Source organism: Luteolibacter luteus (genome assembly GCF_012913485.1).
GTDB classification, from domain to species: Bacteria; Verrucomicrobiota; Verrucomicrobiia; order Verrucomicrobiales; family Akkermansiaceae; genus Haloferula; species Haloferula lutea.
Genome location: NZ_CP051774.1, coordinates 4917402 through 4940562, shown reverse-complemented (window position 1 = coordinate 4940562; position 23161 = coordinate 4917402). Strand labels below are relative to the sequence as shown.

Annotated in this window: 20 protein-coding genes; 9 read left to right on the top strand and 11 right to left on the bottom strand. The window is 59.7% G+C overall.

What is annotated here, in order from left to right; all coding sequences use genetic code 11:
- Nucleotides 1–27: 27 nt before the first annotated feature.
- Complete coding sequence (locus tag HHL09_RS20360) at nucleotides 28–990, bottom strand: ADP-ribosylglycohydrolase family protein (RefSeq protein WP_169456469.1); 963 nt, start codon at nucleotides 988–990, stop codon at nucleotides 28–30.
- Here HHL09_RS20360 and HHL09_RS20355 point away from each other — a divergent pair.
- Nucleotides 989–2035, top strand: coding sequence for an agmatine deiminase family protein (locus HHL09_RS20355; protein ID WP_205760891.1), 1047 nt, complete (start codon nucleotides 989–991; stop codon nucleotides 2033–2035). The genes HHL09_RS20360 and HHL09_RS20355 overlap by 2 nt on opposite strands.
- Nucleotides 2036–2046: 11 nt before the next feature.
- Here HHL09_RS20355 and HHL09_RS20350 read toward each other — a convergent pair whose 3' ends face one another.
- Genes HHL09_RS20350 through HHL09_RS20340 form a run of 3 tightly spaced genes read right to left on the bottom strand, consistent with a single transcriptional unit; the run spans nucleotide 2047 to nucleotide 7268 of the window.
- On the bottom strand, nucleotides 2047–4281 hold the full coding sequence (locus HHL09_RS20350; protein ID WP_169456467.1) for a serine/threonine-protein kinase: 2235 nt from the start codon (nucleotides 4279–4281) through the stop codon (nucleotides 2047–2049).
- Nucleotides 4278–4853, bottom strand: coding sequence for an ECF-type sigma factor (locus HHL09_RS20345; RefSeq protein ID WP_169456466.1), 576 nt, complete (start codon nucleotides 4851–4853; stop codon nucleotides 4278–4280). Before HHL09_RS20345 ends, HHL09_RS20350 begins: the two co-directional genes overlap by 4 nt.
- A gap of 51 nt (nucleotides 4854–4904) precedes the next feature.
- Complete coding sequence (locus HHL09_RS20340) at nucleotides 4905–7268, bottom strand: serine hydrolase (RefSeq protein WP_169456464.1); 2364 nt, start codon at nucleotides 7266–7268, stop codon at nucleotides 4905–4907.
- A gap of 104 nt (nucleotides 7269–7372) precedes the next feature.
- On the opposite strand from HHL09_RS20340, the gene HHL09_RS20335 reads away from it, so the two are divergent.
- Entirely contained in the window at nucleotides 7373–8839 is a 1467-nt protein-coding gene (locus tag HHL09_RS20335) for a carboxypeptidase M32 (protein WP_240963671.1), read from the top strand.
- A gap of 226 nt (nucleotides 8840–9065) precedes the next feature.
- On the opposite strand, the gene HHL09_RS20330 is transcribed toward HHL09_RS20335, so the two are convergent.
- Nucleotides 9066–9689: a hypothetical protein gene (locus HHL09_RS20330; RefSeq protein ID WP_169452450.1), complete on the bottom strand. Its 624-nt coding sequence runs from the start codon at nucleotides 9687–9689 to the stop codon at nucleotides 9066–9068.
- A gap of 277 nt (nucleotides 9690–9966) precedes the next feature.
- On the opposite strand from HHL09_RS20330, the gene HHL09_RS20325 reads away from it, so the two are divergent.
- The 3 genes from HHL09_RS20325 to HHL09_RS20315 all read left to right on the top strand — a co-directional run bounded on the left by HHL09_RS20325 (nucleotide 9967) and on the right by HHL09_RS20315 (nucleotide 14860).
- On the top strand, nucleotides 9967–10713 hold the full coding sequence (locus HHL09_RS20325; RefSeq protein ID WP_169456463.1) for a hypothetical protein: 747 nt from the start codon (nucleotides 9967–9969) through the stop codon (nucleotides 10711–10713).
- A 669-nt stretch (nucleotides 10714–11382) separates the two neighbouring features.
- Nucleotides 11383–14187, top strand: a complete 2805-nt coding sequence (polA, locus tag HHL09_RS20320) for a DNA polymerase I (RefSeq protein WP_169456462.1) — start codon at nucleotides 11383–11385, stop codon at nucleotides 14185–14187.
- A gap of 112 nt (nucleotides 14188–14299) precedes the next feature.
- Nucleotides 14300–14860, top strand: a complete 561-nt coding sequence (locus HHL09_RS20315) for a TIGR00645 family protein (RefSeq protein WP_169456460.1) — start codon at nucleotides 14300–14302, stop codon at nucleotides 14858–14860.
- On the opposite strand, the gene HHL09_RS20310 is transcribed toward HHL09_RS20315, so the two are convergent.
- On the bottom strand, nucleotides 14807–15574 hold the full coding sequence (locus tag HHL09_RS20310; protein ID WP_169456459.1) for an HAD family hydrolase: 768 nt from the start codon (nucleotides 15572–15574) through the stop codon (nucleotides 14807–14809). The genes HHL09_RS20315 and HHL09_RS20310 overlap by 54 nt on opposite strands.
- A 26-nt stretch (nucleotides 15575–15600) precedes the next feature.
- Between HHL09_RS20310 and HHL09_RS20305 the strand changes: the two genes are divergently transcribed.
- On the top strand, nucleotides 15601–15954 hold the full coding sequence (locus HHL09_RS20305) for an iron chaperone (protein WP_169456457.1): 354 nt from the start codon (nucleotides 15601–15603) through the stop codon (nucleotides 15952–15954).
- Nucleotides 15955–16053: 99 nt separating this feature from the next.
- Here HHL09_RS20305 and HHL09_RS20300 read toward each other — a convergent pair whose 3' ends face one another.
- Together HHL09_RS20300 and HHL09_RS20295 are read right to left on the bottom strand one after the other, a co-directional pair.
- Nucleotides 16054–16815, bottom strand: a complete 762-nt coding sequence (locus tag HHL09_RS20300) for an SDR family NAD(P)-dependent oxidoreductase (RefSeq protein ID WP_169456456.1) — start codon at nucleotides 16813–16815, stop codon at nucleotides 16054–16056.
- Between the two features lie 377 nt (nucleotides 16816–17192).
- Nucleotides 17193–17930 carry an SDR family oxidoreductase gene (locus HHL09_RS20295; RefSeq protein WP_169456454.1) on the bottom strand — a complete coding sequence of 246 codons (738 nt, stop codon included), beginning with the start codon at nucleotides 17928–17930 and terminating at the stop codon, nucleotides 17193–17195.
- Between the two features lie 164 nt (nucleotides 17931–18094).
- Between HHL09_RS20295 and HHL09_RS20290 the strand changes: the two genes are divergently transcribed.
- The gene (locus HHL09_RS20290) at nucleotides 18095–19039 is read left to right on the top strand and encodes an AraC family transcriptional regulator (RefSeq protein ID WP_169456453.1); all 945 of its coding nucleotides are present in this window, start codon (nucleotides 18095–18097) and stop codon (nucleotides 19037–19039) included.
- An 18-nt stretch (nucleotides 19040–19057) separates the two neighbouring features.
- Here the strand turns inward: HHL09_RS20290 and HHL09_RS20285 are convergent, their stop codons facing one another.
- Complete coding sequence (locus HHL09_RS20285) at nucleotides 19058–19813, bottom strand: hypothetical protein (protein ID WP_169456452.1); 756 nt, start codon at nucleotides 19811–19813, stop codon at nucleotides 19058–19060.
- 124 nt (nucleotides 19814–19937) lie between these two features.
- Between HHL09_RS20285 and HHL09_RS20280 the strand changes: the two genes are divergently transcribed.
- Nucleotides 19938–20321, top strand: a complete 384-nt coding sequence (locus HHL09_RS20280) for a hypothetical protein (protein ID WP_169456451.1) — start codon at nucleotides 19938–19940, stop codon at nucleotides 20319–20321.
- 56 nt (nucleotides 20322–20377) lie between these two features.
- The gene (locus tag HHL09_RS20275; RefSeq protein WP_169456450.1) at nucleotides 20378–21370 is read left to right on the top strand and encodes a glycerophosphodiester phosphodiesterase family protein; all 993 of its coding nucleotides are present in this window, start codon (nucleotides 20378–20380) and stop codon (nucleotides 21368–21370) included.
- Here the strand turns inward: HHL09_RS20275 and truB are convergent.
- Together truB and HHL09_RS20265 are read right to left on the bottom strand one after the other, a co-directional pair.
- Nucleotides 21350–22084 (bottom strand): tRNA pseudouridine(55) synthase TruB, encoded by a 735-nt coding sequence (gene truB, locus HHL09_RS20270; protein WP_205760890.1) that lies wholly within the window; start codon nucleotides 22082–22084, stop codon nucleotides 21350–21352. The genes HHL09_RS20275 and truB overlap by 21 nt on opposite strands.
- Nucleotides 22085–22110: 26 nt before the next feature.
- Complete coding sequence (locus tag HHL09_RS20265) at nucleotides 22111–23094, bottom strand: DHH family phosphoesterase (RefSeq protein ID WP_169456449.1); 984 nt, start codon at nucleotides 23092–23094, stop codon at nucleotides 22111–22113.
- Nucleotides 23095–23161: the final 67 nt, after the last annotated feature.

Below are 23161 nucleotides of genomic sequence, written 5' to 3'. Positions count from 1 at the left end.
GTCAATTTCACGACAATTTTTCCACAATCACCCTTCTCTCGGAAGGGATTCCCGGGCACTGCGCCACTCAGTGGGAATGCAGGAAATTCCCAATCGGGCGGCCACAATCGAGCCGACCATAGCGGCATTGGTGTCACAATCGCCTCCTGCCTCGATGGTGCCGAGGATCGCTTCCTGATAATCATCCAAGGATCTCAGGGCGGACCAAAAGACAAACGGGACGGTATCAGGAGAAGTGACTAAAGCTCCGTTGCCCAAGGCTCTCCCTGCTTCCATCGGGCTAGCGCCGGAATCAAACTTGCAGGCGGACTCGATCATCGTGCGGGTCGCGCCAGAGGGGCAACGCTTCAAAACCTCGTCGGCAATCATTCTCCGGGCTTCGGCAACTGGAAGCGCGCGGCTCCGCCAAGCATTCGCGACTCCCACACCTACCGCTACCGCGCCCGCGATTCCCTCCGGATGCCAATGAGTAACCCGCGCGGAGAGCGTCGCCTCCTCGACAACCCGATCCAGATCATCCGCGAACCAAGCGCCAACAGGGCCGACTCGCATGGCCGCCCCATTTCCCATGGAGCCGCTGCCAAAAGCAGTGCTCGAGACCTTCCGCCAATCCTCTCCCGCCACGATCGAGCGGAGGACCATGCGGGCCATCCGGCCATAGCCGCGATCCGGATCCCGATTAAAATTTCTGGCAAAGATTTGCGCCAACGAATCCTCATCGATCTTCCCTAATGCGACAAGGCACTCCATGATCCCCAAGGCCATCGCGGTGTCATCCGTCCACCACCACGGCCCGGCAGGGACTCCCAGTTCCACGCTCTTGCGGACATTCTCACTCCGGTAGGAGGCCATCTCACCGAAGGCATCGCCGACGGACAATCCCTCAAGGACTACCCAAGCCAATTCCTGCCGTTCCGCCCTGGTCATCAGGCGAAGATCCACATTCCCGCTTTCGCGCCAAGCGTGATACTGCTTTGCTCCCGCCCGCATGACTCCCGCCGAACTCCGCTACGCGATGCCTGCCGAATGGTCGCACCAGGAAGCCGTTTGGCTTTCCTGGCCGGTCAATGACGAGCGCCACTGGGGCGGCACCAAGCATGATTTCATGCGCGGAAAATTCGCCGAGATTGCAGCGGCCGTCACCCGCTTCGAAAAGGTTCGCATCAACGCACCGGGATCTGATCACGCCGCGATCCGCGAGCTCTGCAACAAAGCCAAGGCCGTGCCGGAACGAGTGGAGCTCTTCGATCATCCTCACAACGATGTGTGGTGCCGCGACCATGGCCCCATCTTCGTGAAGAACCGGGAGACCGGTGAAGTCGCTGTCACGGACTGGGGATTCAATGCCTGGGGCGGCAAGTTTCCTCCTTACGATCTGGATGACTCGATCCCTCGCCAAGTGGCGCAGAGCCTCGGGATGAAACGCTTCGAAGGCGGGATGATTCTCGAAGGCGGCGCGATTGAAGTGAATGGCGCCCAACAATTGCTCACCACCGAGGCCGTGCTTCTTAATAAGAACCGTAACCCTCATCTCTCCCGCGAGCAGATCGAGCAGAAGCTTCGCGATACCCTCGATGTCCGCGATATCCTCTGGCTGAAGCAGGGCATCGAAGGTGACGATACCGACGGCCACATCGATGACCTCGCACGCTTCATCGATTGCGGCACGATCGTAGCCTGCGTGGAGAAAGACCACAGCTCGCCGAATTATGGTGTGCTGGATAACAACTATGGCACCCTGAAGTCCTTCCTTGGTCACGAAGGCAAGCCCTTCGAGATCATTCCGATCCATATGCCGGAAGCTTGCGAAGTCCCCGGATGGCGATTGCCCGTCCTCCCCGCCTCTTATGTGAATTTCCTCATCGTGAATGGCGGCGTGTTGGTGCCGACGTTCCGCCAGCACAAGAACGACGACCGGGCCCTCGGCATGCTCCGCGAACTCTTCGGCGATCGCGAGGTGGTTGGTATCGATTGCCTCGATCTCGTGGAAGAAGGCGGCACGCTGCACTGCATCTCCCAGCAGCAGCCGGCGTAAGCGCCAAACGATCACTCTTCCAACTCCCGGCACTCGGCCTTCCAACGCTCAAGCGTGTTCGGCTCGGAAAAGGAGGGATCAGAGGCACGCTTCAGAATGTCCGCATACACCGGCTTTGCCTCGTATTTGCGGCCGGTTCTCGCCAGTGCCCGCGCATAGTCGATCCAGCGGGCCAAGGTCTGCGAATGGACGGCACCGAAGTGAGCCTCGGTAAGCCTCGCCATTTCATGGAGCGTGGCGGTAGCTTCCGTGGAATCCGGCCCTGAAAGATCCAGCAAGGCCAGCTCTGCCTTGGTGTCCCAAACCTGCGGCGACTGCTCGCCAATCACCGAAACAAGCACCTCCAGCCGCCGGACTTGAAGCCTGCGCACTTCATCCTTGCGCTCGAGCGAACGCTCCACTCGGGAGAGCGTCCACAGGCACTTCGCGACCAACTCCGGGTCACCGGATCGCGGTTCTTCCGCGACTTCCAGCGCCTGCTTGGCGAAGGCTTCCGCCTTCGGGAGATCGCCCCGGTCGTGTGCCATCACCGACAACTGGCAAAGCACCCGAGCTCTCATTTTCGGTGCGTATGCTTGGGACGATGATTTGAGCAACCCCTCCGCTCGCAACAACTGTCCCCACGCGGTATCCGGCTGCGTCTCAGCCACCGATATCGCATTTCCGAAAAGCACATCGGGCAAGAGATCGGACGACTTTTCTTCCGGCAGCTCATCGAGCAAGGCGAGCGTCACCTTGAATTGCTCCTGGGCTTTCACCGTCTCCCCCATCCCCTGAAGAGCATGCGCCAAAGTATGGCGGGCCTTTGCCTCGGTGCGGGGATCCCGGGTGAGCTCCTTGGGAAGCCTCTCGGCGAAATCCAGAACGGCCTGCTTTAGCAGGTAATCCTGAGACCTCCCATACTCCGGATTTCCTGCGACGATCAGGCGAGCAAAACCGGAGAAGAGATCCTCCGCCCTCTCGCGTTCCGCCAAGGCCAGCTCGCGCTGTGCGATTGCGTGGCGCCGGGCATCCAGGATCGCGAGCGCGGAACCGACCAAAACCAAAACCCCCAGTATCGCTGACATCGTCGCAAGCGGATGACGACGGACCATGCGCGAGGCGAGATATGCCAGAGTAGGACGACGGGCCGAGACCGGCTGATGCGCGACAAAGGCACGGAGATCGACCGCCAAGGCATCAGCACTCGCGTATCTCTCATCGGGATCGATCCGCAGGCACTTCAAGGCGATCAACGAAAGATCCCCACGCATCGCCCGCTTCCACCCATGAGGCGTTTGGGCGCGATCGCGCGATCGCACGACCACAGCCTCTTCCGAAGCGAGCCGTGTCTTGCGATCCGGAGCTGTCACTTCACGGGAAGCTCCGGAGGGATCACGAAAAGGAGACTCGCCGGCGAGCAGCTCATAAAGGATCACACCCAGCGAGAAAATGTCCGTTCTTGCATCGACGGCATCGTGCTCTCCCTGGATCTGCTCCGGGCTCATGTAGGCAGGCGTTCCGGGCAAGCGACCAGGGAGGGTCTGGCGGGCATCCGCGTTGACGTCATTGAGCCGGGCGATACCAAAATCGATGAGGCAAGCTCGCGGGGTGCCATCGTGATCCTTGGTCACGAGAACATTCGAAGGCTTCAAGTCGCGATGAAGCACGCCTTTCTGATGAGCGTGATGTACAGCGTCACAGACATCCGCCATCAACGCCGCCCTCTCCGTGAGATTCAGTTGATGCGAATCGCACCACGTGGTGATCGCTTCACCCGGGATATACTCCATGGCGATCCAAGGACGATCCTCCGAAGTCAATCCCGCATCCAATACACGTGCGATTCCCGAGTGCTCCATTCGAGAAATGGCCTGACGCTCCACTTCGAAACGCCAGCGTGGTTCCTCCTCATCAAGTGAGGCGCGCGCGATCTTGAGCGAGACCACCCGTTGGAGCGGCTGCTCCTGACGAGCGAGAAAAACGACTCCGCCTCCACCCGACCCAAGCTTCCGGATCAGCTCATAAGGTCCAATCTTCGATCCGGGTCCAACACCAGCCTGCACCGGATCTGCCACCGCATTTCCCGAAGCATCCAAGGTCGGGCTACCGAGAAAGGAAGGCGAGCGGCGGGCGCTTTGAAGAAGCGCACTCACCCGCTGCCGCAGACCTACATCTCCCGTGGCACCTTCGAGATAGGCATCTTGCTCCTCCGGCGGAAGTTCGCTGGCTTCATCGAACAATCGCTGGAGGGGCGAGGGATTCATTCGTTCTCCAGATCGTTCGCGAGCCATGCCTTGGCGAAAGTCCAGTGACGCATCACTGTTCGTTCGGAGGAATCCAAAGCCTCGGCACATTCGGCAACCGACAAGCCGGTGAAGAATCGGAGCATCACTACCTGATGCGCTTCAGGAGCCTCCCGCTCCAGCGACTTCAAGGCGGCATCAAGCGCGAGGATCCGCTCGCTAGCGGGCGCTTCGGAGAGATCGAGGATGCTCTCGATGCTCAGCGCTTCATGACCTGACCCGCGCTTCAGCGTCGCGCGCTGGCGGGCGTGCTCGATGAGAATCCTGCGCATGGCAGTCGCGGCGGCAGCAAAGAAATGGCGGCGATTCCTCCAACCGATGCCCCCGCCCTCCGGGCCGCCGAGGCGGAGCCATGCTTCGTGGACCAGCTCCGTGGCCTGAAGCGTCCGCCCCGGTGACTCGTGGGAAAGGCGCGCCGCAGCGATAAGCCGCAACTGGCCGTAGACCGCGGCCAGCATCGCTTCGCGAGCATCCTGCGAACCGGAGTCCATCTCCTGAAAGAGGCGGGTCAACTCCGCCGCCGAAGCATCCATTCCCCTCCCCTATCTTGCTCTGGCGGCTGCATCAAGATCAGGAGACGGCATCTAGCGGACCGTGAAATCCAACCGTGCAAAACGCCGCGCAGCAGTCATAGGCACCAGCATCTCTTGGACCCGGTAGCCCACTTGGCTGATCAAATCCGGGCGATTCACGATCTGGAAAGTAAGCGGCGTGCTCCAGCTATTCATGGTCTGGCTCCACTGGATGCGGGCATCCACCCCTTCCACGCCGATCTTATGACTCCACCGGACGCGCAGGTTGTCGCCCACGACCGTAACGGAAAAGGGAGAGCGGTCTGGATCGCGTGGATCACGCCCGAGATAATACTCCGCCGCATTCGGCAGGCTGTCCCCATCCGGATCGGCATCCGGGCTCAGCAAGACTGCATCGAGTCCTTCCGTTCGCTCCACCGCGCTAAAGTGCTCGGCAAGCCAAGCATTGTAGGCCGGATGATAGGTCCCGAAGAGGTCGATGTCCGGCCAGTCGCTGTTGGCGGTGATGTCATTGAGGATCGTTTCCAATGCTGCATTCGAGATCTCGCCTTGGGCATTTGCAGCCCACGCGTAGGCGAGGCCGTTGGTCCGGTACCACCACTCCGCCCGGGTGCCCGCCATGCTCCCGTTGTGCCCCCAGACTGTCGGATTCGCATAATCATCGCAAAGCCAACCGAGCCCATAGGTTTGCCAGTTGTATCCAGAGGAGGAATTCGGTGCACCACGGGTGTGAAGCGCGGTGATGCGATCAGAGGCCAGGATGTCCTCATAGTCGTCATCGCCATCGACACGTCTGGCTAGCAACAGGAGATCCGCAGGCCGCGCGATCCACGCCGTGCTGCCATCCATGCGGCGGGGATCCACCACTTCGGGATCCGCCGGTTCATTGGTGTTCGGATAGTAGGACACCTCCATGAATTTCTTCTGCGCCCGGGTGCGCTCCCCCACCACGGGGCCAAGCACATTCGAAATACCGCACGGAGCAAAGACCTGGTTCCGCGTGTAAGCCTCGTAGCTCTGACCGCTGATCTTCTCCACCACCCGGGCCGCGATGGTATACCCGAGATTCGAGTAGCGGCCGACCGTTCCCGGGTCATTTGAGACGCTCAGGTTCTGAAGTTGATAGTCGATGAAAGGCTTATGCTCCGATCCCCATGAAGGTTCGTTGAAGTACCACAGCTTTCCATCGGTGGTCCATCCGGCAGTATGCTGCAGGAGATTCCTCACCGAGATGTCCTGCTCGAAGGTGCTGTAGGGCGAAGTGCCGTAGTCCGAACCGAAGAGGGCACCGCTGCCGAAAACCTTGCTGTTCAAGTTCCACGTCGATTGGCTCGCCAAGGCGTGCACCACCGAGACACCGGTGATGGGCTTCGAAACACTAGCGATGCGGAAGCGATGATCCGTGCCCGCCCATTCATTGCTGGCGGTATCCGCATAGCCATACGCCCGCTTGAAGATCAGCTTTCCGCGGCGCGAGAAAGCAAGGGTGAAGCCTGGGATTTCTTCATCCTCCATCGCATCTCTCACCAGATTGTCGATGCGGTTGATATACGCCTGCTTCAGGCCGCCATTGGGGAGCCACATCGCATTGAAGAGAACCTGATCCCCCTGATTCCATGCCTGGAGGAAAGAGGTTCGCCATCCCACACCGGTCTGATTCGAATCAGTCGCGAAGAAATTCTCCTTCGTCATCGCCGGAATGATCCCCCACGAGGTACTCAGATCCGGTTTCTTCCACACTGTGGTATAGCGCAGCGGGCTCTCGCCTCCGATCGCGAATGCATTGGTATACCCACAGACATTGTGGAGCCGCCACGCCCCTTGGTTCGCCGCAACGTCCGCATTCAACTCCTCGCCCGTCAGTCCGTAAGAAACTTTCGTCGCAAGCCCGAATGCCGCCTGATTCCAGACCGCTGCATACTTCACCAGCGTACCTTCCCGATAGACACAAAGGTTCTCCAGAAAGTGCGTGTTCCCCATCGAATTGTCCGCGCTCTGGTGCTGGCTCAGCGAATCCCCGAGCCGGAGGACCTGGGCGGCACCATCGGTTTTCCGGTAGATCGCGTTGAAGTGCGGGACGCCGTCTACCGCAAAGCCATTGACCCAGACGATCCGCCAGCCGATCGATTGAAGAGACTCGTTGGTATTCGCGAATTGGACCTCGGTTTGATCCAACACCACGCGCCGGGTGTAGGAGTCCTTCCGCGGGCCCCATTGCGCAGCAAAGCGGATCACATCGTTTTCCACGTAACCGCTGATCTGCTCCGGGACGAGGCCAAGCTGACCATTTGAAAAGGTGCCGACGCGCGAGTTGACCTGGGATTCCGTCAAACCAGTAAGGGTGACCCAGGGTTCGCGCGCCGACAGTTTTCCGAGGGAGGAGAGGAGGAGGGCGACAAGCAGAATTGCTTTCATGTCTTAGGGTGCGAAATCACCGGGGAAAAACTGCCAAAGAAATTGAGATAGTTCGGAGACACGATCCGGTTGCGCGTTTGCACAGTCGCATCCACTCTAACGCCGTGAGCACCGCACTCGACCGCCTCCGCACCCTGGCCCGCGAACGCGCCATGGTTTCCAGCGCCGCCTCCGTGATCGGCTGGGATCAGGAAACCTACCTGCCCGAAGCCGGGCACGAGTGGCGGGCGGACCAGCTCGCCTGGCTTTCGGAGAAAGCCCACGACCTGGGCACCTCCTCCGCTTGGGGGGATGCCCTGCTACAGGCGGAGGCCAGCGGACTCTCCCCCGCCCTGCTAGCCGCGATGCGCCGGGATTTCGACCGCGCCACCAAGCTGCCGGGAGAGCTCGTCGCCCGGGAGGCGCAGGCGTCCTCCCTGGCCAAGGTAGCTTGGGCTGAAGCCCGGAAGAATTCCGACTTCCCCTCCTTCGCTCCCCACCTGGAAACCCTCCTCGCCATCGCGCGGGAGAAGGCCGAGCGCTGGGGCTACCAAGCGGAGGCCTACGACGCCCTGCTAGACACCTATGAGCGCGGTGCGACGGCGGAGGGAATCGCGTCGCTTTTCGATACCCTGAAGCCTCGCCTCCGGGATCTCGCCGCCTCCGCCGTGGAACGTTCGGCAGCGCGGGATGCGAAGTTACCCGGTGGTCCCTACCCGATCGTCCAACAGCAGGCATTCAATGCCAAGGTGGCCGAGTCGCTCGGCTTCGATTTCAAGGCGGGCCGCATCGATACCACCGCCCACCCCTTCTGCACCACGCTCGGTCCGCGCGACATCCGCCTGACAACCCGCTACGATGAGAATGATTTCACCTCCTCGCTCTTCGGCGTGATGCATGAGGCCGGCCATGGGCTCTACGAGCAGGGTCTGCCCGGCAGCGAGTTCGGACTGCCCTCCGGGGAGGCTGCTTCGCTCGGCATCCATGAATCACAATCGCGGCTCTGGGAAAACCACATTGGCCGCTCCTATCCTTTCTGGCAAAAGTGGCTGCCGGTAGCGGCCGAGCATTTCCCTCAGCTCGCAAACATTTCGCTGGATGACTTCATGGCAGCCGTCCACCGCGCTGAGTTCTCCTTCATCCGTGTGGAAGCGGACGAAGCGACCTATGACCTGCACATTCTCCTGCGCTTCGGCTTGGAGCGGCAGCTAGTCTCAGGAGACCTCGCCGTAAAGGATGTTCCCGAGGCATGGAACGAAAGCTTCCGTGAGCTCTTCGGCATGACACCGCCGGACAATGCACGCGGCTGCTTGCAGGACATTCATTGGTCGATGGGGGGCCTCGGCTACTTCCCCACTTACACCCTGGGAAATCTGAATGCCGCCCAGCTTTTCGCCGCCGCCACCGCGGACTCCTACATCGCGGAAGGCGTGGCCACCGGCGAATACGGCCCGCTCCTGACTTGGTTGCGGGACAACGTGCACTCGAAGGGTGCCGTGATGACCCCTTCGGAAATCGTGAAGGCGGCGACCGGGAAGGATCCTTCGCCAGATGCACACCTGGCGCATCTGACGCGGCGATATCTGGCTTAGTCCTCGTCTCTTCGCGCTGACCGACGGCGAAGAGATCAGGCCAAGAAAGAGACGAAGACGACCCATTCGCGGAACCGGGATCCCCCAAACCCGACGAAGTGCCCGCTCAAGCGGAAGATGACGACCCATTCGGACTGACGAGATGAGAGAGGTTGCAAATATCCCCAAACAAAACGGCGGCCGATGAGGGCCGCCGTTCGAAAAGGTATGTTCTGCGAAGGGAGCCTTACTTGATCTCCATGCCGCTATTCGGCCAGATCCACTTGGTGACCTTGCCATCCTTGATGAGCGCCTTGGCTTGGATTGTCTTCACGCCGAAGATCGTCTCCGCTTTGTAGGCGGCATTGCCGATCTGGTATTTCACGCCGTCCACTTCCTCCTCCTCGCCGGCCTTCCAGGCAAGCACTTGGTCAAAGGTGAACTCCTTCACCTCGGCGGCCTTGATGCTCTCCTGCATCGCCTTCACGATTTCCTCTTCACCAAGGACGGCACCGGTCGGGGCTGCTTCGGGGATTGGGGTCGGCTCAGGCTTGGGCGTTTCATCCATCTTCTCGCCGCCGTTGTCGGCGATCGCAGGAGCGGGCTCAGGTGTCGGCTCGGGCGCAGGATCCGGAGTAGGTGCCGGAGCTGGCTCGGTGTCGTTCTTCACCACCGGCTCCGGAACCGGCTCGGGCTTCGGGGCCACTGGTTCGGTTTCCTTGGCCTTGCCTAGCGCGGATTGGTCCTTCTTTTCCCCGGCCACGCCTCCATCGATGACGCGCACCTTCGTCTGATTGTAGGAAATCAGGTTTGGCGTGATCTGTGGCTCGAAGACGTAGCCCGCGGCTCCGGCTCCGACGACGCACAACATGGGGAAGAGATACTTCATCTTGCTGGCCCATACGTAGGAATTCCACCCGCCCTTTGGCCAGATTTTTCCAAGTGGAAGAAATCCCGGGGTTTGGAAGCAGATCGAAAATAATCCTACCGGGTTCGCCACCCGGACGCAGTCATTTTCTTGCCACACAATTTGACATCTACCAAGAGCCTCCACCCAATTTGACGGCCTTCGTCATTGCGCCATATCCTCTTTTAGACACAATGGCACATCTTCGAAAAATCGTTCTCTCCCCTCCTTGAACACTAGAATGATCTTCAAACACCTTTGGGCTTTCATCAGAAGTCCTAAAACCTGGGCCTCTTTAGGAGCGTGTGCCATTGCAATTGGATGCCTGGCCGACACGTTGCAAATAAAGGACATACTATCACCCTCAAGCACTTTCCAAAAAAGAACTCGAGAAGTCGATCATTCTAGCCTAGCAGCTTCGCCTCCGCGGCCGGAAGAGTCAGGCGAGGGATATGGCGGATTAGAATTCATCGATACGTCAGTGACCCGATCAGGGGCTTACACGGTATTGACCTGCAAGGATACGTCCACGAACAAGGCGGTTTCTCAACGATATGAGAAACGTCTCCCTCAGGGGGTCCGAAGCACCCTTTTGAACAAAGCAAAAATTCCCCTTAAGAATTCTGCGAACGCTGAGCAGATTCAGCTTGCCATTGAGGAATCACGCGAGCCTCTCAGCGACCTCAAGACAAAAATATCGCTCGGCAAGCGCCTAGGGGCCAAGTGGGGATTGGAGATTCAATATTCAATCGAAGAAAACCCCGCTGATGCAAAGGTCGCTCTAGAAAGGGTCAGAAAAATATCGTCTCCTACCGTAAGGATTCAGATCACCAAGATTGATCTCGAGACCGGGATCGAACTTTGGACAGCTGAATGCGAGGTCGAAGGAGAAAAGGAAATCACTCCCACGCCGGAACCCGCCATGAACACTCTCGTCAATTTGGCGATCATCGACGTCGTAAAGGACTTCATCGCAAACAACAAATAAGCCTCGCTGTCATGCCCATTATCCGTATTTTATTCGCGATTTTGTCTGTCACACTACTCTCAAGTTGCGGCAGCAGCAATGTGACAGCCGAAGGTCGGCTTCCCCGCCCTGGAACTACTGTCTTGGTAGTCACTCAATTCCACGGGAACTCGCAAAAAAGCCGGGCTTCAATTGCCCAAACCAATTCGCGGGTCTCAGCAAAAGCGCTCGGCTATGGTTATCGGGTTGCATCTCGCGGAGATGTCGAACTGGCATTGAGTGAGATCGAATTTAGTCGTCAGCCCCTTTCTGACGAACGCGCATCAAGGATCGGCAGGGCAGCCAGTGCGGATAGCATCATTATCGCAAGCATCGACAATCTGTCGGAAGAAATGCGTCCTCCGGTTTTCACATTCCAAATGAATACGGGGAGATACGCCCGCCCAGGCAAGCTCAGAACCAACTTTACTCGGAGGCAGCGGTTTCCATCCGGATCGTCAACGTAGAAACGATGACCGCCGAATGGGTTTCCAACGGCAGCCGGGCCCAATACCAGCGGGCAGACGTGTCCCTCCGTGAAGCGCTTGATCTGGCCCTGCAACCAATGACGGGGGTTCGCTGACAGGAAAACTTCTTCAAAACCGGCTCATTGGCGGTTCCAAAAATCGATGTGATGCCTAGGGTCCCCGCATGCCGCGACTTTTCCTCCTGGATGGGATGGCCCTCGTTTACCGGGCCCACTTTGCCTTCATCCAGAACCCGATCCGTAACTCCAAGGGAATCAACACCTCCGCCCTCTACGGATTCACCAATACGCTGCTGACGATCTTGGAAAAAGAAAAGCCGACCCACCTCGGGGTCGCTTTCGATACCTCCGCGCCGACCCCCCGCCATGTGAAGTTCCCCGCCTACAAGGCGCAGCGCGACGAGATGCCGGAGGAGCTCGCCGCAGCCATCCCGAACGTGAAGCGGCTTTGCAAGGCCTTCCACATTCCCATCCTGGAGATCGACGGCTTCGAGGCTGACGACCTGATCGGCACGCTGGCGAAAAGGGCCGAGCCTGAGGGCTTCGAGACCTATATGGTGACGCCGGACAAGGATTTTGCGCAGCTTCTCAGCGCCACCACCTTCATGTGGAAGCCGGGCAAGAAGGGCTCCGAGCACGAAATCATCGGCCTGCCCCAGCTTCCGGAAATCTGGGGTGTAAAGGAAGCCCACCAGATCATCGATCTGCTCGGCCTCATGGGCGACACGGTGGACAATATCCCCGGCGTGCCCGGCATCGGCCCGAAGACCGCCCAGAAGCTCATCGCGGACTTTGGTTCCGTGGAGGAACTGCTCGCAAATACTTCGAAACTGAAGGGCAAGCAGAAGGAAAATCTCGAGGCTCATGCTGACAACGCACGTCTCTCGAAGGACCTTGCCACCATCATCATCGATGCCCCGATCGAGGTCACATGGGAAGATCTGATCCTCTCTCCTCGCGACGAGGAGGCGGTGAAAGACCTCTTCACTGAGTTCGAATTCCGTTCTCTGACCAAACGGCTCTTCGGGGAATTTTCCGCTGCGGCACCCGCCGCCAGTGAGGAAAGTGCTGCTGCCGAAATCGCAGGCCCTTCGAGCCAGACGATCTTCGAGACCTTCAAGAAGATCGGTGAGGTGCCTCACACCTACCACCTCGCGGATACCGCGGAGAAACAGGCGGAGCTCTTTGCCGCACTGAAGCAACAGAAGAGCTTCTGCTTCGATATTGAGACGACCTCGCTCGACCGCTTCGAGGCGAAGCTACTGGGCGTCGCTTTTTCATGGGCTGCGCACGAGGGCTGGTATCTCCCCTATACCGAAGACCTGCTTCCCGCACTGCGCGGGGTCCTGACCGGACCGGCGGAAAAGATCGGCCACAATCTGAAATACGATGTCTCCGTCCTGTATCACCACAGCGTCATGGTGGCGGAGCCGGTCTTCGACACCATGCTCGCCCACTCGCTGATCTATCCGGACCAGCGGCACACGATGGATTACCTTAGCGAGACGATGCTCGGCTACTCGCCGATCAAACTCGCGGACATCGCGAACACCCATCTTCAGCCTCCTCTGCCGGGACCTCCGACAGATGATCTCTTCAGCTTCGCGGAGACGAAGAAGAACAGCAAGGAACTCGACGTTTCCGCCATCCCGCTTGAGACACTTGCCGAATACGCTGCGGAGGATGCCGATGTCACCTGGCAGCTGGCCGAGCGCTTGCGTCCCCTGATCGACGGACGCGAAAAGGTGCTCAACGAGATCGAGTGCCCGCTCCTACCGGTGCTCGTCCGCATGGAAATGGAAGGCATCGCGGTTGATCCTGCAGCGCTGGTTGAAATTGGCGGCGAACTCCAGAAGCGCATCGATGAACTCTCGGTATCCATCGCGAAACACGCGGGACGCCCCTTCAACCTGAACTCGCCGAAGCAACTCGGCGAAATCCTCTTCGGGGAGCTTGGCCTGGCCGACAAGGCGAAGAAGACCAAGACCGGCCAATTCAAGACCGACGAAGCCACTCTCGCCACCTTGGCAGGCAAGCATCCGATCATCGATGAGATCCTCGAGTATCGCGAAGCGACCAAGCTGAAGGGCACCTACCTCGATGCGCTGCCCGCACATATCGTGAAGGAGACCGGTCGCATCCACACCCAGTTTCACCAGCTTGTCGCCGCGACCGGTCGCTTGGCATCCACAGATCCGAATCTCCAGAACATCCCCATTCGCACCGCGATGGGTCGGCAAATCCGGAAAGCTTTTGTCCCTCGGGAAGGCTTCACATTGCTCTCCTGCGATTACTCGCAGATCGAACTACGCGTGATGGCTGCCCTAGCAAGCGACGCCTCGATGACCGAGGCCTTCCGCGAGAATCGCGACATTCACACCGCGACCGCCGCCAAGGTCTGGGGCATCTCCGAAAGCGAAGTCACCCGCGAGCAGCGCAGCGGTGCGAAGATGGTGAACTTCGGGATCATCTACGGCATCTCCGCCTTCGGGCTCAGCCAGCGCCTCGGCATTCCCCGCGGTGAGGCCGGAGAAATCATCAACAACTACTTCACCCAGTATCCGGCGATTAAGGAGTTCATGGATCGCACCATCCAGGAAGCCCGGATGAGCGGGTACGTGGAGACCCTCACGGGTCGCAGAAGGTATTTCCCCGATCTCACCTCCGGAAACCAGACGATCCGCGGCAATGCGGAACGCGCGGCGATCAACACCCCGATCCAAGGCACCTCCGCGGACATGATCAAGCTGGCCATGATCCGGATCGACGAGCTTCTCAGGGCGAAGCCCTACCGCAGCAAGATGCTGTTGCAGGTGCACGACGAACTCGTCTTTGACCTCGACCCCGCGGAAAGCGAGGAGCTGCTTCCGAAGATCCTCCACGCGATGGAAACGGCCCTGCCGCTTCCCGGCGGCGTGCCGATCCTCGTGGAGCACGGCACGGGCAGCAATTGGCTGGCCGCGCACTAAGGGCGGAAGATCAGCAAATTGGAAAGTCGCCCGGCGTTTCCAATTGGAGCAAGAAAGCCATCTATTCGAGTTTGCTGCGCTATTTTCCCGATAACGCCGCATCTCCCTGACCATGGACGTCTCTCCTAGCCCGCCATCCGACCACTCCCGCCAAGACCTCTTCCCGGGCCACCGGATGCTGGGAAATTTCATCTTCCTGAGCCGCTGGCTTCAGGCCCCGCTCTACGTGGGCCTGATCATTGCCCAGTGCGTCTACGTCTACCACTTCCTCATCGAGCTCTGGCACCTGGTTGGAAAAGCGAACAAGATCACGGAAACCGAGATCATGCTCACCGTGCTGGGCTTGATCGATGTCGTCATGATCGCCAATCTCCTGATCATGGTGATCGTGGGCGGCTATGAGACCTTCGTGTCCCGCCTCCATCTGGACAAACATCCCGACCAACCGGAGTGGCTGTCCCACGTGAATGCCGGCATCCTCAAGGTGAAGCTCGCGACCGCCCTGATTGGCATTTCGTCCATCCACCTCCTCAAGACCTTCATTGAAGCGCAGCGCATGGAGCCCGCCGTCATGATGTGGCAGGTCATCATTCACCTCGCCTTCGTGCTCTCCGCCTTGCTACTTGCCTATATTGACCGCCTGACCTCCGTAGCCACTGCGAAGCACAAGTGACCGGGAGGCTGCAATCTCTCCGAGAAGCGGAGGCAACTCGTCCATCCCGCGACAACTCCAACGGGCACGAGGATCAGAATTACGCAGTAGCACCGCGGGAATTCCAGCCGACTCCGCCGGAGCAATGTCTGCTTCATAGCTATCTCCGATCATGATCAATCCGCTGGCATCCGGATAAGCACGGAGCACCTGTGCAAAGGCCTCGGCATGCGGCTTCTCAATCCCAGTGAGGGAAGAGTTGAAGACCGCCTCGAAGTAATCGCGAATTCCGAGCGATCGGAGGATCTCCTCCAACTCGGGCACGTGATTGGAGAGAATCACGTGTCGCTTGGTGGAGGCAAAGAGCGAGGAGAAGAAAGGAAGGACATCGGGAAAAAGCGCCCAGCTGTCCGCTCGGAGATATTCATCGCGAATCCCTGCCACGATCGCGTCATAGTCCGCCGCGGCCAGCCTCTCCACTTTCGCCACAGCCCGGTGGATCACCTCCGACATGGCCTGCCACCATTCGTCCGGTGATTGCGGCTTTCGGACATGCTCCCAATCATGCCACGGAAAGCCGCTCTGAAGGTGCGGGCGGAAAGCTTCCGGGCCAAGTGCGAGATCGGGCCTCAGGCCCCGCGACAAATCCGCCAAGGCACCGGACCACATTCCCTCGCGATAGCCCAAGGTGCCATCGAAGTCCCAGATGAAGATGCTTTCCGGTTCGCTGGACATCGCATCTTGTGATACTTGCTTTGTCCATGAAGGCAAGCGGCGGCATCGACGACTACATCTCGAAGCAGCCGGAAAACGTCCGGCCGCTCCTTGAGCAAATCCGATCCGAGATCCGGAACGCTGCGCCAAAAGCGGAAGAGACGATCAAATATGGCCTGCCTACCTTCACCCTGAACGGCAACCTCGTCCACTTCGGGGCCTTCAAGAAACACATCGGCTTCTATCCGGTCACTTCAGGCATCCACGAAGCGTTGGAAAAGGAACTCGAACCATTGGACTGCGAAAAAGGAACTCTCCGATTCCCCATCGGCGAGAAACTCCCCCTCCCCCTGATCCGCAAGATCGTAAAGCTGCGGGTCAAGGAGAATGCCTCGAAGTAGCGCGACCTTCCAAGCCGCGCGGAGAAGACACCCTGCCGGAAACTGCTCAGTTCCGGACGATGATGCACCCTCCCCACGCGACCCAGGAAATCGATCCCCTTACAGGAAAATTCCCCCGGAGGCCTCCACTCGCTGCGCATTCACCCAGCGCCCCTCTTCCGAGCACAGGAAGGCGACAACACCCCCAATGTCATCCGGCACACCGACACGTCCCAATGCGGTCTGCGCCGCAAGGAACTCACGGACGCCCTCATGCCCGAGATGAGCGGCCGTGAAGTCCGTCTCGATCGGCCCCGGAGCCACAAGGTTCACATTGATCCGGCGCGGCCCGAGTTCCTTCGCAAGGTAGCGCGTGAGCACCTCCACCGCGCCCTTCAGCGAACCATAGGCGGAGTAGCCGGGAATCGCGAAACGGGCGAGACCGCTGGAGGTATTCACGATCCGTCCGCCATCCGCGATGAGCGGCAGCAGCTTCTGCGTGAGGAAATACACTCCCTTGAAGTGCACGTTGTAGAGCCGGTCGAAGTTCTCCTCCGTCATCTCCGTGAAAGGAGCCGAGGAGTCGATCCCCGCATTGTTGAGCAGGAAGTCGAAGTTGTCCCGTTGCCAGCGCGAAGCGAGGACAGCCTTCAAGGCCTCCGCAAAGGCGGGAAAGCCCTTGGTATCGGCCACATCGAGTTGGAGCAGTTCTGCCTTTCGGCCCAACGCCTTAATCTCTGCGGCCACGGATTCGCCATCGCTTTTGCGTTCGCGATAGGTCAGCACGATGTCCGCGCCCTTGCGGGCCAGTTCGAGGGCGATATTCCGGCCGAGGCCGCGGCTTCCGCCGGTAACGAGGGCGATCTTGTTTTGAAAGTTCATGGGTAGAATCGGTTAGAAGTGTTTTGAGAGTTTTGAAGAAGAACGATCCGCCAGGCCGGGAATGACAAAACCTACGCCATCCACGTAGCGCACCTGATCCGCGGGATTTTCATTCGCGGCCTTCCCCTGCCGGGCAGAGCCATCACAAAAGAGGAGCTCGCACGGCGATGGAAGCGACGCTCTTACGCCTTTCGTAACAGTGCCTCCACCACTGGCAGGGAAAATCGCCGCAAGCACAAAGAGGACGAGCGCGAGCAAGACAAGTGCTTGCCTCCATCCTGGGGAAAGCGCCTGCAATCTCCTCGACATCGGCAGACGACGGGAAACCGGAATCAATCCTGCACTCATGGTCGTGTTGGTTTCGTGTTTATCCTGGCTCAGTAGGCGCTGGCTGTGGGGCGAACGATGATCTCGTTCACATCCACGTCATCGGGTTGCTCGATCGCAAAGGAGATCGCCTTGCCAATCGCTTCAGCGGGAATCGCCACCTCGCGAAAGGCATCGATCATCTTCACCGTGTCCGGATCGGTAATGGTATGAGCCAGTTCGGAGGTCGTCACGCCAGGCGAGATAACCGTCACGCGGATGTCCCGATTCTCTTGGCGCAGCCCGTCGGAGATCGCGATCACCGCATACTTGGTGGCACTATACACCGCACAGGTCGGCCACACCTGGTGACCGCCGATCGACGACACATTGATCACCTGACCGGATCCTTGCTTCTTCATCACCGGCAATGCCGCGGCGATGCCATGCAGGACCCCGCGGATGTTCACATCGATCATCTGGTTCCACTCATCGATCTTCAGCGCTTCGAGCGGGGAAAGCGGCATCACGCCCGCATTGTTCACGATGACGTCGATGCGGCCGAACTTCTCCAGCGCGAGGCCCGCGAAGGCTCGCACATCTTCGAGATCCGTCACGTCCAGCGAGGTAAACTCGACCGTGCCACCTTCTTCGCGGAGTTGCTTGGCAAGCGCCTCCAGACGATCCGCACGGCGCGCACCGATCAGGAGACGGTGACCCTTTCGGGCCAATACCCGGGCAGTGGCTTCACCGATACCGCTGCTGGCTCCGGTGATCAGGACAACTTTCGATTCAGTGTTGATGCTCATCTTTTTCTTTCTGAGGAGGGAAAGCGTTTATCGCCTTTCCATGATTCGACCTTAGCCCGCAGCGGACTTCCCCGAAATACCTGATGGGCCGAAAGGATTGCACAATCCTATGACCCATCGGATTCCTGTTGCCAAATCACCCATCCTGATTGCCTATTCCTCTCATGAGCAGCAAACCAAGGAGAACCACCGCCGGACAAACCGACGTCATCCCTTTGCCTCGCGACACCCGTTTGGCCCGCTTGCTTGATCCTCTCGCCATCCAAGAGGGCTACACTCCCTCCCTTCTTCCCGGCGTGAAGTTCATGCGCTCCAGTTTTCCGATCCTCCGTACCAAAGTCTCCTATGATCCCAGCATCGTGATCGTCGCCCAAGGTCGTAAGCGCGGCTACATCGGCGATCACGTCTACACCTACGACGCGAACCAATACCTCGTCCTCTCGGTGCCCCTCCCCTTCGAATGCGAAACCCTCTCGTCTCCGGACGGCCCCTTGCTCGGCATCTCCATCGGCGTCTCACCCACCTCCGTCGCAGAGCTGATAATGGAAATGGAAAGGACGCAGCCGATCCCGATGGGCAAGCCGGAAGCCATCCGCTCCACACCGCTCGATGATCGCCTCTACGATGCCGTGGTCCGCTTGGTCGAGGCCCTCGCCAATCCCGACGAAGCACGCATTCTCGGCCCGCAATGCGCACGGGAAATCCTCTACCGCGTACTCTGCGGTGAAGAAGGCGGCACCCTTCGCGCGCTCGCCGCACCGCACACCCACTTCGGCCAGATCAGCCGCGCGCTCCACCGCATTCACAATGACTTCGCCACGCCCATCGACATGGCAACGCTGGCCGGCGAGGCAGGCATGAGCCTCTCCACCTTCCACGCCCATTTCAAGGCCGTGACCAGCTCACCGCCCCTGCAATACCTGAAGACCATCCGTCTTCACAAGGCGCGCCTGCTCATGGTGAACCAAGGCGAAACCGCCAACAGCGCCTGCCGTCTCGTCGGCTATGAAAGCGCCTCGCAGTTCAATCGCGAGTTCAAGCGCTTCTTCGGAGACACCCCCGCGGCAGTCGCCGAAGAGATGCGAAGAAACCTCATCAATCTCTCCTGACTACTTGGCTTGCGCCGATCAGCTTGTCCTCCGACGCCGGAGCAAGGGGACAATCCCAAAGATCGCGAGTAGCGGTGCTCCCGGCTCGGGAACCACGGTGAAGGTCAAATCATCGATCCCGACACCGGATACAAAGTCGGTAAAGCTACCCTGTCCGTCGTCCCTGCGCTCGTAGGCAGTGATCGTGATCGAAGTCACCGGAGCACTCGTCTCGAAGATTGCGGAGCCCGCGGCAAGACCTCCGGCGTGAGTCGCCCCCCATTCGTCGGTGACTTGCCATCCCATCGAATGATCGTCACCAAAAACCTGCGTCTTTCCCATACCATCGCTCACCACGATGAAAGAACCCTTGAAAGGCATCGCATAGGACCGCCACTCGAAGCTGACCGCCGTGATCGCTAGACTGGTGGTGATCGTCAGCGGATGATTGTTGGAATCATGCCCGTTCGCTTCTTCGAGCGCGAAGGAACTCATCCTGGCATTCGGAATGTTCACTAGGAATCCGGATGGCAGCGGAGAAGCCAGTGCGAAGGTGCCCGCGGGGGCATCCCCTCCGAAGCTGGCCTTGAACCCCGTGCCATCCGGATCGAACTCCGGGGACAGAAAGGAAGACGGCAAGCCCGCCCCATAGCCAAAGGATACCCGGTAGGGATCCAGCTCGGGATTGGCATCAAAGCTATAGATCACCATCGCGGCCCCCACTCCACCAGGGAGAAGAAGTGCCGAGGCTATGCAGCATCGTGAAAGAATGGACAAGGGGTGGTGAGTGAGCATCGGCCCATCATCCGGACCTCCGGGCATTTCGTCCATATGCCGGTCGGCGTATAGACCCCTCGATGCAAGACGGGATCGTTCTTGTAATCGCCTCCCTCGCGCCTTTCTGCACAATCCCACCACCATGAGCTTCTTCGACTTCTTCTTCCCCGAACAGGCCCAAGCCAGCCACTTGCGCAGCATCGCGGAAAGCCAGCGGCTGCAATCCCATCAAGATGGCCAGCGCCAGTTCCGTGAAGAGCGCGATCGCCGCTGGGAGAGTTCACGCAGCCAGGTGTTGGAAAAACGGGTCGAGCAACTGGAGAACGATCTCGGTCAGGCAGGCTTGATCATCGAATCCCTGCTCCAACTCCTTGAGGAATCCGGGACCATCAAACGAGACGAGGTGATGAAGCGGGCGATCGCCGTGGATCTCGCGGACGGTGTCCAAGACGGTAAGTTGACGCCACCGGAGATCGCCAACCGGGCAAGGCCCTTCATCTCCCACCGCAAGTGGAACCAAGCTTAGGACCGGGTCGCGTCATTTGGATGGCATGATTCCCTTCCCTATCGATCATCCCCCGGATGAAGCGGAAGAACGCCTTGAAGCGCAGCCTGATCTCTCTCGGGCTACTGCTCGTCTTCGTGTACTTCAATAACGCCTCCTGGCTGGCAGCACCAACTTCCAGGGGACCGCTGCTTCTCGCCCACCGCGGCATGTCGCAGACTTTCGACATGGCTGGCGTCGGCAATGACACCGATACCTCGAAACGGATTCACCCGCCCGAGCACCCCTATCTGGAAAACACCATCGCCTCCATGGAGTCAGCCTTCGCCCATGGTGCCGATGTCGTGGAGTTCGACATTCATCCGACCACTGATGGACACTTCGCCGTCTTCCACGACTGGATCCTCGACTACCGCACCAACGGTGAAGGCGTGACGCGGGAGCACAGCCTCTCCGATCTCCAGAAACTGGATGTCGGCTACGGCTACACCGCGGATGACGGAAGGACTTTCCCTTTCCGCGGCAAGGGCATCGGGCTCATGCCTTCGCTTGATCAAGTCCTGGCGAAGTTCCCGGACAAGTCCCTCCTCATCCACATTAAAAGCAACGATCCCGAAGAGGGCCGCAAACTCGCCGCCGTGCTGAAAGCGCTCCCCCAGCCGCGCCGCGCCCTGCTCGCCGTCTATGGGGGAGATAGCCCCATTCAATCGCTGCGAGGGGAACTCCCGGACCTCCGCACGATGTCGAAGGCTACCTTGAAAAAAGGCGTCCTGAGCTACATCGCCACCGGCTGGACCGGCTACGTGCCCGACTCCTGCCGCCACACCCAAATCCATATCCCGGAAAAATACGCACCGATTCTCTGGGGCTGGCCGGACCGCTTCCTTTCCCGGATGGAAAAGGTTGGAACCCGAGTCATCCTCGTCGGGGGCGAAGGAGAGTTCTCCGCCGGCTTCGACCGGGTGGAAGATCTCAAGCGGCTGCCCGAAGGATACCGGGGCGGGATCTGGACGAACCGGATCGATCGCATCGCCCCGAGCTTCGGACGATCAAGCTCCGCGCATCAGTGAGATCTCGGCAAGGCTGACGAGCGAACGCCAGAGTTCCTCGCGAGGCATCTCCTTGATCTTGTCCACGGTCAGGGCACGCTCAAGCGTGAAGCGGCCGGAGCGGGTCCGACGCAGCGCGCTGAGATGAGCTCCGCAACCGAGCTTCGCGCCGATGTCATGGGCATAGGTCCGGACGTAGAAGCCCTTTGAGCAATTCACGACGAAATCGACCTCCGGCAGTTCGATACGACGGATGTCGTACTTCGAGACAGTCACCGGGCGCGGAGCCCGCTCGACCTCCTGGCCCTTGCGCGCCAGCTTGTAGAGCGGCACACCGTCCTTCTTGATCGCGGAAACCATCGGCGGGATCTGCTCGAAGGCGCCGGTGAAGCCGGCGAAGGCCTCATCAATCTGCGCCGCAGTGAAAGCAGGCACTTCCTTCTCCTCGAGCACGTCACCCTGGCGGTCCTGGGTCGAGGTCGTCTTGCCCAGAGTCAGCGTGCCTTCGTATTCCTTGTCCTCGCTCATCAGGAGGTCCTGGATCTTGGTCGCCCGCTCCACCACCAGCATCAGCAGGCCGGTAGCCATCGGATCCAGCGTCCCGCAGTGGCCGATCTTCTTCGTGCCCAACGCGCGGCGGGCGATCGCGACCACGTCGTGCGAGGTCATGTCAGGGGCCTTGTCCACCAGCAGCACGCCGCTGGGAACCACGGGTCCGGGAATCGGTCGGTTCATGTAGTCGGAAAAACGAAAAGGAAATCTCAAGCCACCGGCATCGCCGCACAAACGGCTTCCAGCACGCGCTGCTTCGCTTCGGCAATCGGGCCCGCCATGCGGATACCCGCCGCGAGGGCGTGGCCACCGCCGCCGAACTGGCCGCAGACCTCGCTGGCATCCACCCGCGGATCCTTCGAGCGCATGGACACGCGGATCTTCCCGTCGGGAAGTTCTTCAAAGAAAAGCGCCACGGTCACACCATCGATCGCGCGAATGATGTCGATCAAACCTTCGCTGTCCTCAGGCTTCAGGCCCAGCTTTTCAGCGGTAGCCATGGTCAGCTCCCAATGGGCCACACGGTCCTCACCGGTCAACTCCAGCGTGTTGAGCAGCGCGCGCATCAGCTCCACGCGGCGGTAAGGATGGCTGTCGTAGGTCTGTGAATTGATCCGGCCCACATCCAACCCGCGGCGGATGAGATCCGCAGCCATCAGGTAGGTGTTCTCCGTGGTGGAGGGATACTGGAAGGAACCGGTATCGGTGGACACGGCCACGTAGATCGCGTCACGCGTTTGATCCGGCAGTGGCAGGTTCAGCGCCGTGATCAGCTTGTAGAGGATTTCTCCGGTCGCCGGGCTAGAGGAATCGATGTGGTTCACATCGCCATACGCCGGGTTCGACTTGTGGTGGTCGATGTTGAGCCAGAGCTTTGCCTTGGAAGCGGCATTCAGAGCGTTGCTGCCGAGACGTGGCTTGGTTGCGGTATCAAGCGCGATCGCCACTTCGACGTCCAGCGGCTCGGCCGGCGGCAACTCGACGAGGTCGGAGCCCGGCAAAAAGCGCAGGTTGTCCGGCAGGCCGTCTTCGTTGATCACGCGGACCTTCTTCCCCGCTGCTTCCAGCGAGAAAGCGAGCGCGAGCTGGGAGCCGATCGCATCGCCATCCGGCCGCACGTGGCTCAGGATCACGAAGGAATCGTGACGGTCGAAAATTTCACCGATCTCCTGATAGCTTGCGTTTGCGCTCATGGGGTCTGGTCCCGGCCTCGCGGGGCGGGGATTCTCCCGATGACGCCCTCAGGCGCAAGGACAAAGG

Excerpts from the sequence above, each read along its gene's own strand:
- HHL09_RS20305 (WP_169456457.1), top strand. The coding sequence starts at position 15,601 with ATGAAGGCAAGCGGCGGCATCGACGACTACATCTCGAAGCAGCCGGAA.
- truB (WP_205760890.1), bottom strand. The coding sequence starts at position 22,084 with ATGAACCGACCGATTCCCGGACCCGTGGTTCCCAGCGGCGTGCTGCTG.
- HHL09_RS20290 (WP_169456453.1), top strand. The coding sequence starts at position 18,095 with ATGAGCAGCAAACCAAGGAGAACCACCGCCGGACAAACCGACGTCATC.
- HHL09_RS20280 (WP_169456451.1), top strand. The coding sequence starts at position 19,938 with ATGAGCTTCTTCGACTTCTTCTTCCCCGAACAGGCCCAAGCCAGCCAC.
- HHL09_RS20350 (WP_169456467.1), bottom strand. The coding sequence starts at position 4,281 with ATGAATCCCTCGCCCCTCCAGCGATTGTTCGATGAAGCCAGCGAACTT.
- HHL09_RS20315 (WP_169456460.1), top strand. The coding sequence starts at position 14,300 with ATGGACGTCTCTCCTAGCCCGCCATCCGACCACTCCCGCCAAGACCTC.
- HHL09_RS20300 (WP_169456456.1), bottom strand. The coding sequence starts at position 16,815 with ATGAACTTTCAAAACAAGATCGCCCTCGTTACCGGCGGAAGCCGCGGC.
- HHL09_RS20295 (WP_169456454.1), bottom strand. The coding sequence starts at position 17,930 with ATGAGCATCAACACTGAATCGAAAGTTGTCCTGATCACCGGAGCCAGC.
- HHL09_RS20340 (WP_169456464.1), bottom strand. The coding sequence starts at position 7,268 with ATGAAAGCAATTCTGCTTGTCGCCCTCCTCCTCTCCTCCCTCGGAAAA.
- HHL09_RS20275 (WP_169456450.1), top strand. The coding sequence starts at position 20,378 with ATGAAGCGGAAGAACGCCTTGAAGCGCAGCCTGATCTCTCTCGGGCTA.
- HHL09_RS20330 (WP_169452450.1), bottom strand. The coding sequence starts at position 9,689 with ATGTTGTGCGTCGTCGGAGCCGGAGCCGCGGGCTACGTCTTCGAGCCA.
- HHL09_RS20285 (WP_169456452.1), bottom strand. The coding sequence starts at position 19,813 with ATGCTCACTCACCACCCCTTGTCCATTCTTTCACGATGCTGCATAGCC.
- HHL09_RS20265 (WP_169456449.1), bottom strand. The coding sequence starts at position 23,094 with ATGAGCGCAAACGCAAGCTATCAGGAGATCGGTGAAATTTTCGACCGT.
- HHL09_RS20325 (WP_169456463.1), top strand. The coding sequence starts at position 9,967 with ATGATCTTCAAACACCTTTGGGCTTTCATCAGAAGTCCTAAAACCTGG.
- polA (WP_169456462.1), top strand. The coding sequence starts at position 11,383 with ATGCCGCGACTTTTCCTCCTGGATGGGATGGCCCTCGTTTACCGGGCC.
- HHL09_RS20310 (WP_169456459.1), bottom strand. The coding sequence starts at position 15,574 with ATGTCCAGCGAACCGGAAAGCATCTTCATCTGGGACTTCGATGGCACC.
- HHL09_RS20345 (WP_169456466.1), bottom strand. The coding sequence starts at position 4,853 with ATGGATGCTTCGGCGGCGGAGTTGACCCGCCTCTTTCAGGAGATGGAC.
- HHL09_RS20355 (WP_205760891.1), top strand. The coding sequence starts at position 989 with ATGACTCCCGCCGAACTCCGCTACGCGATGCCTGCCGAATGGTCGCAC.
- HHL09_RS20360 (WP_169456469.1), bottom strand. The coding sequence starts at position 990 with ATGCGGGCGGGAGCAAAGCAGTATCACGCTTGGCGCGAAAGCGGGAAT.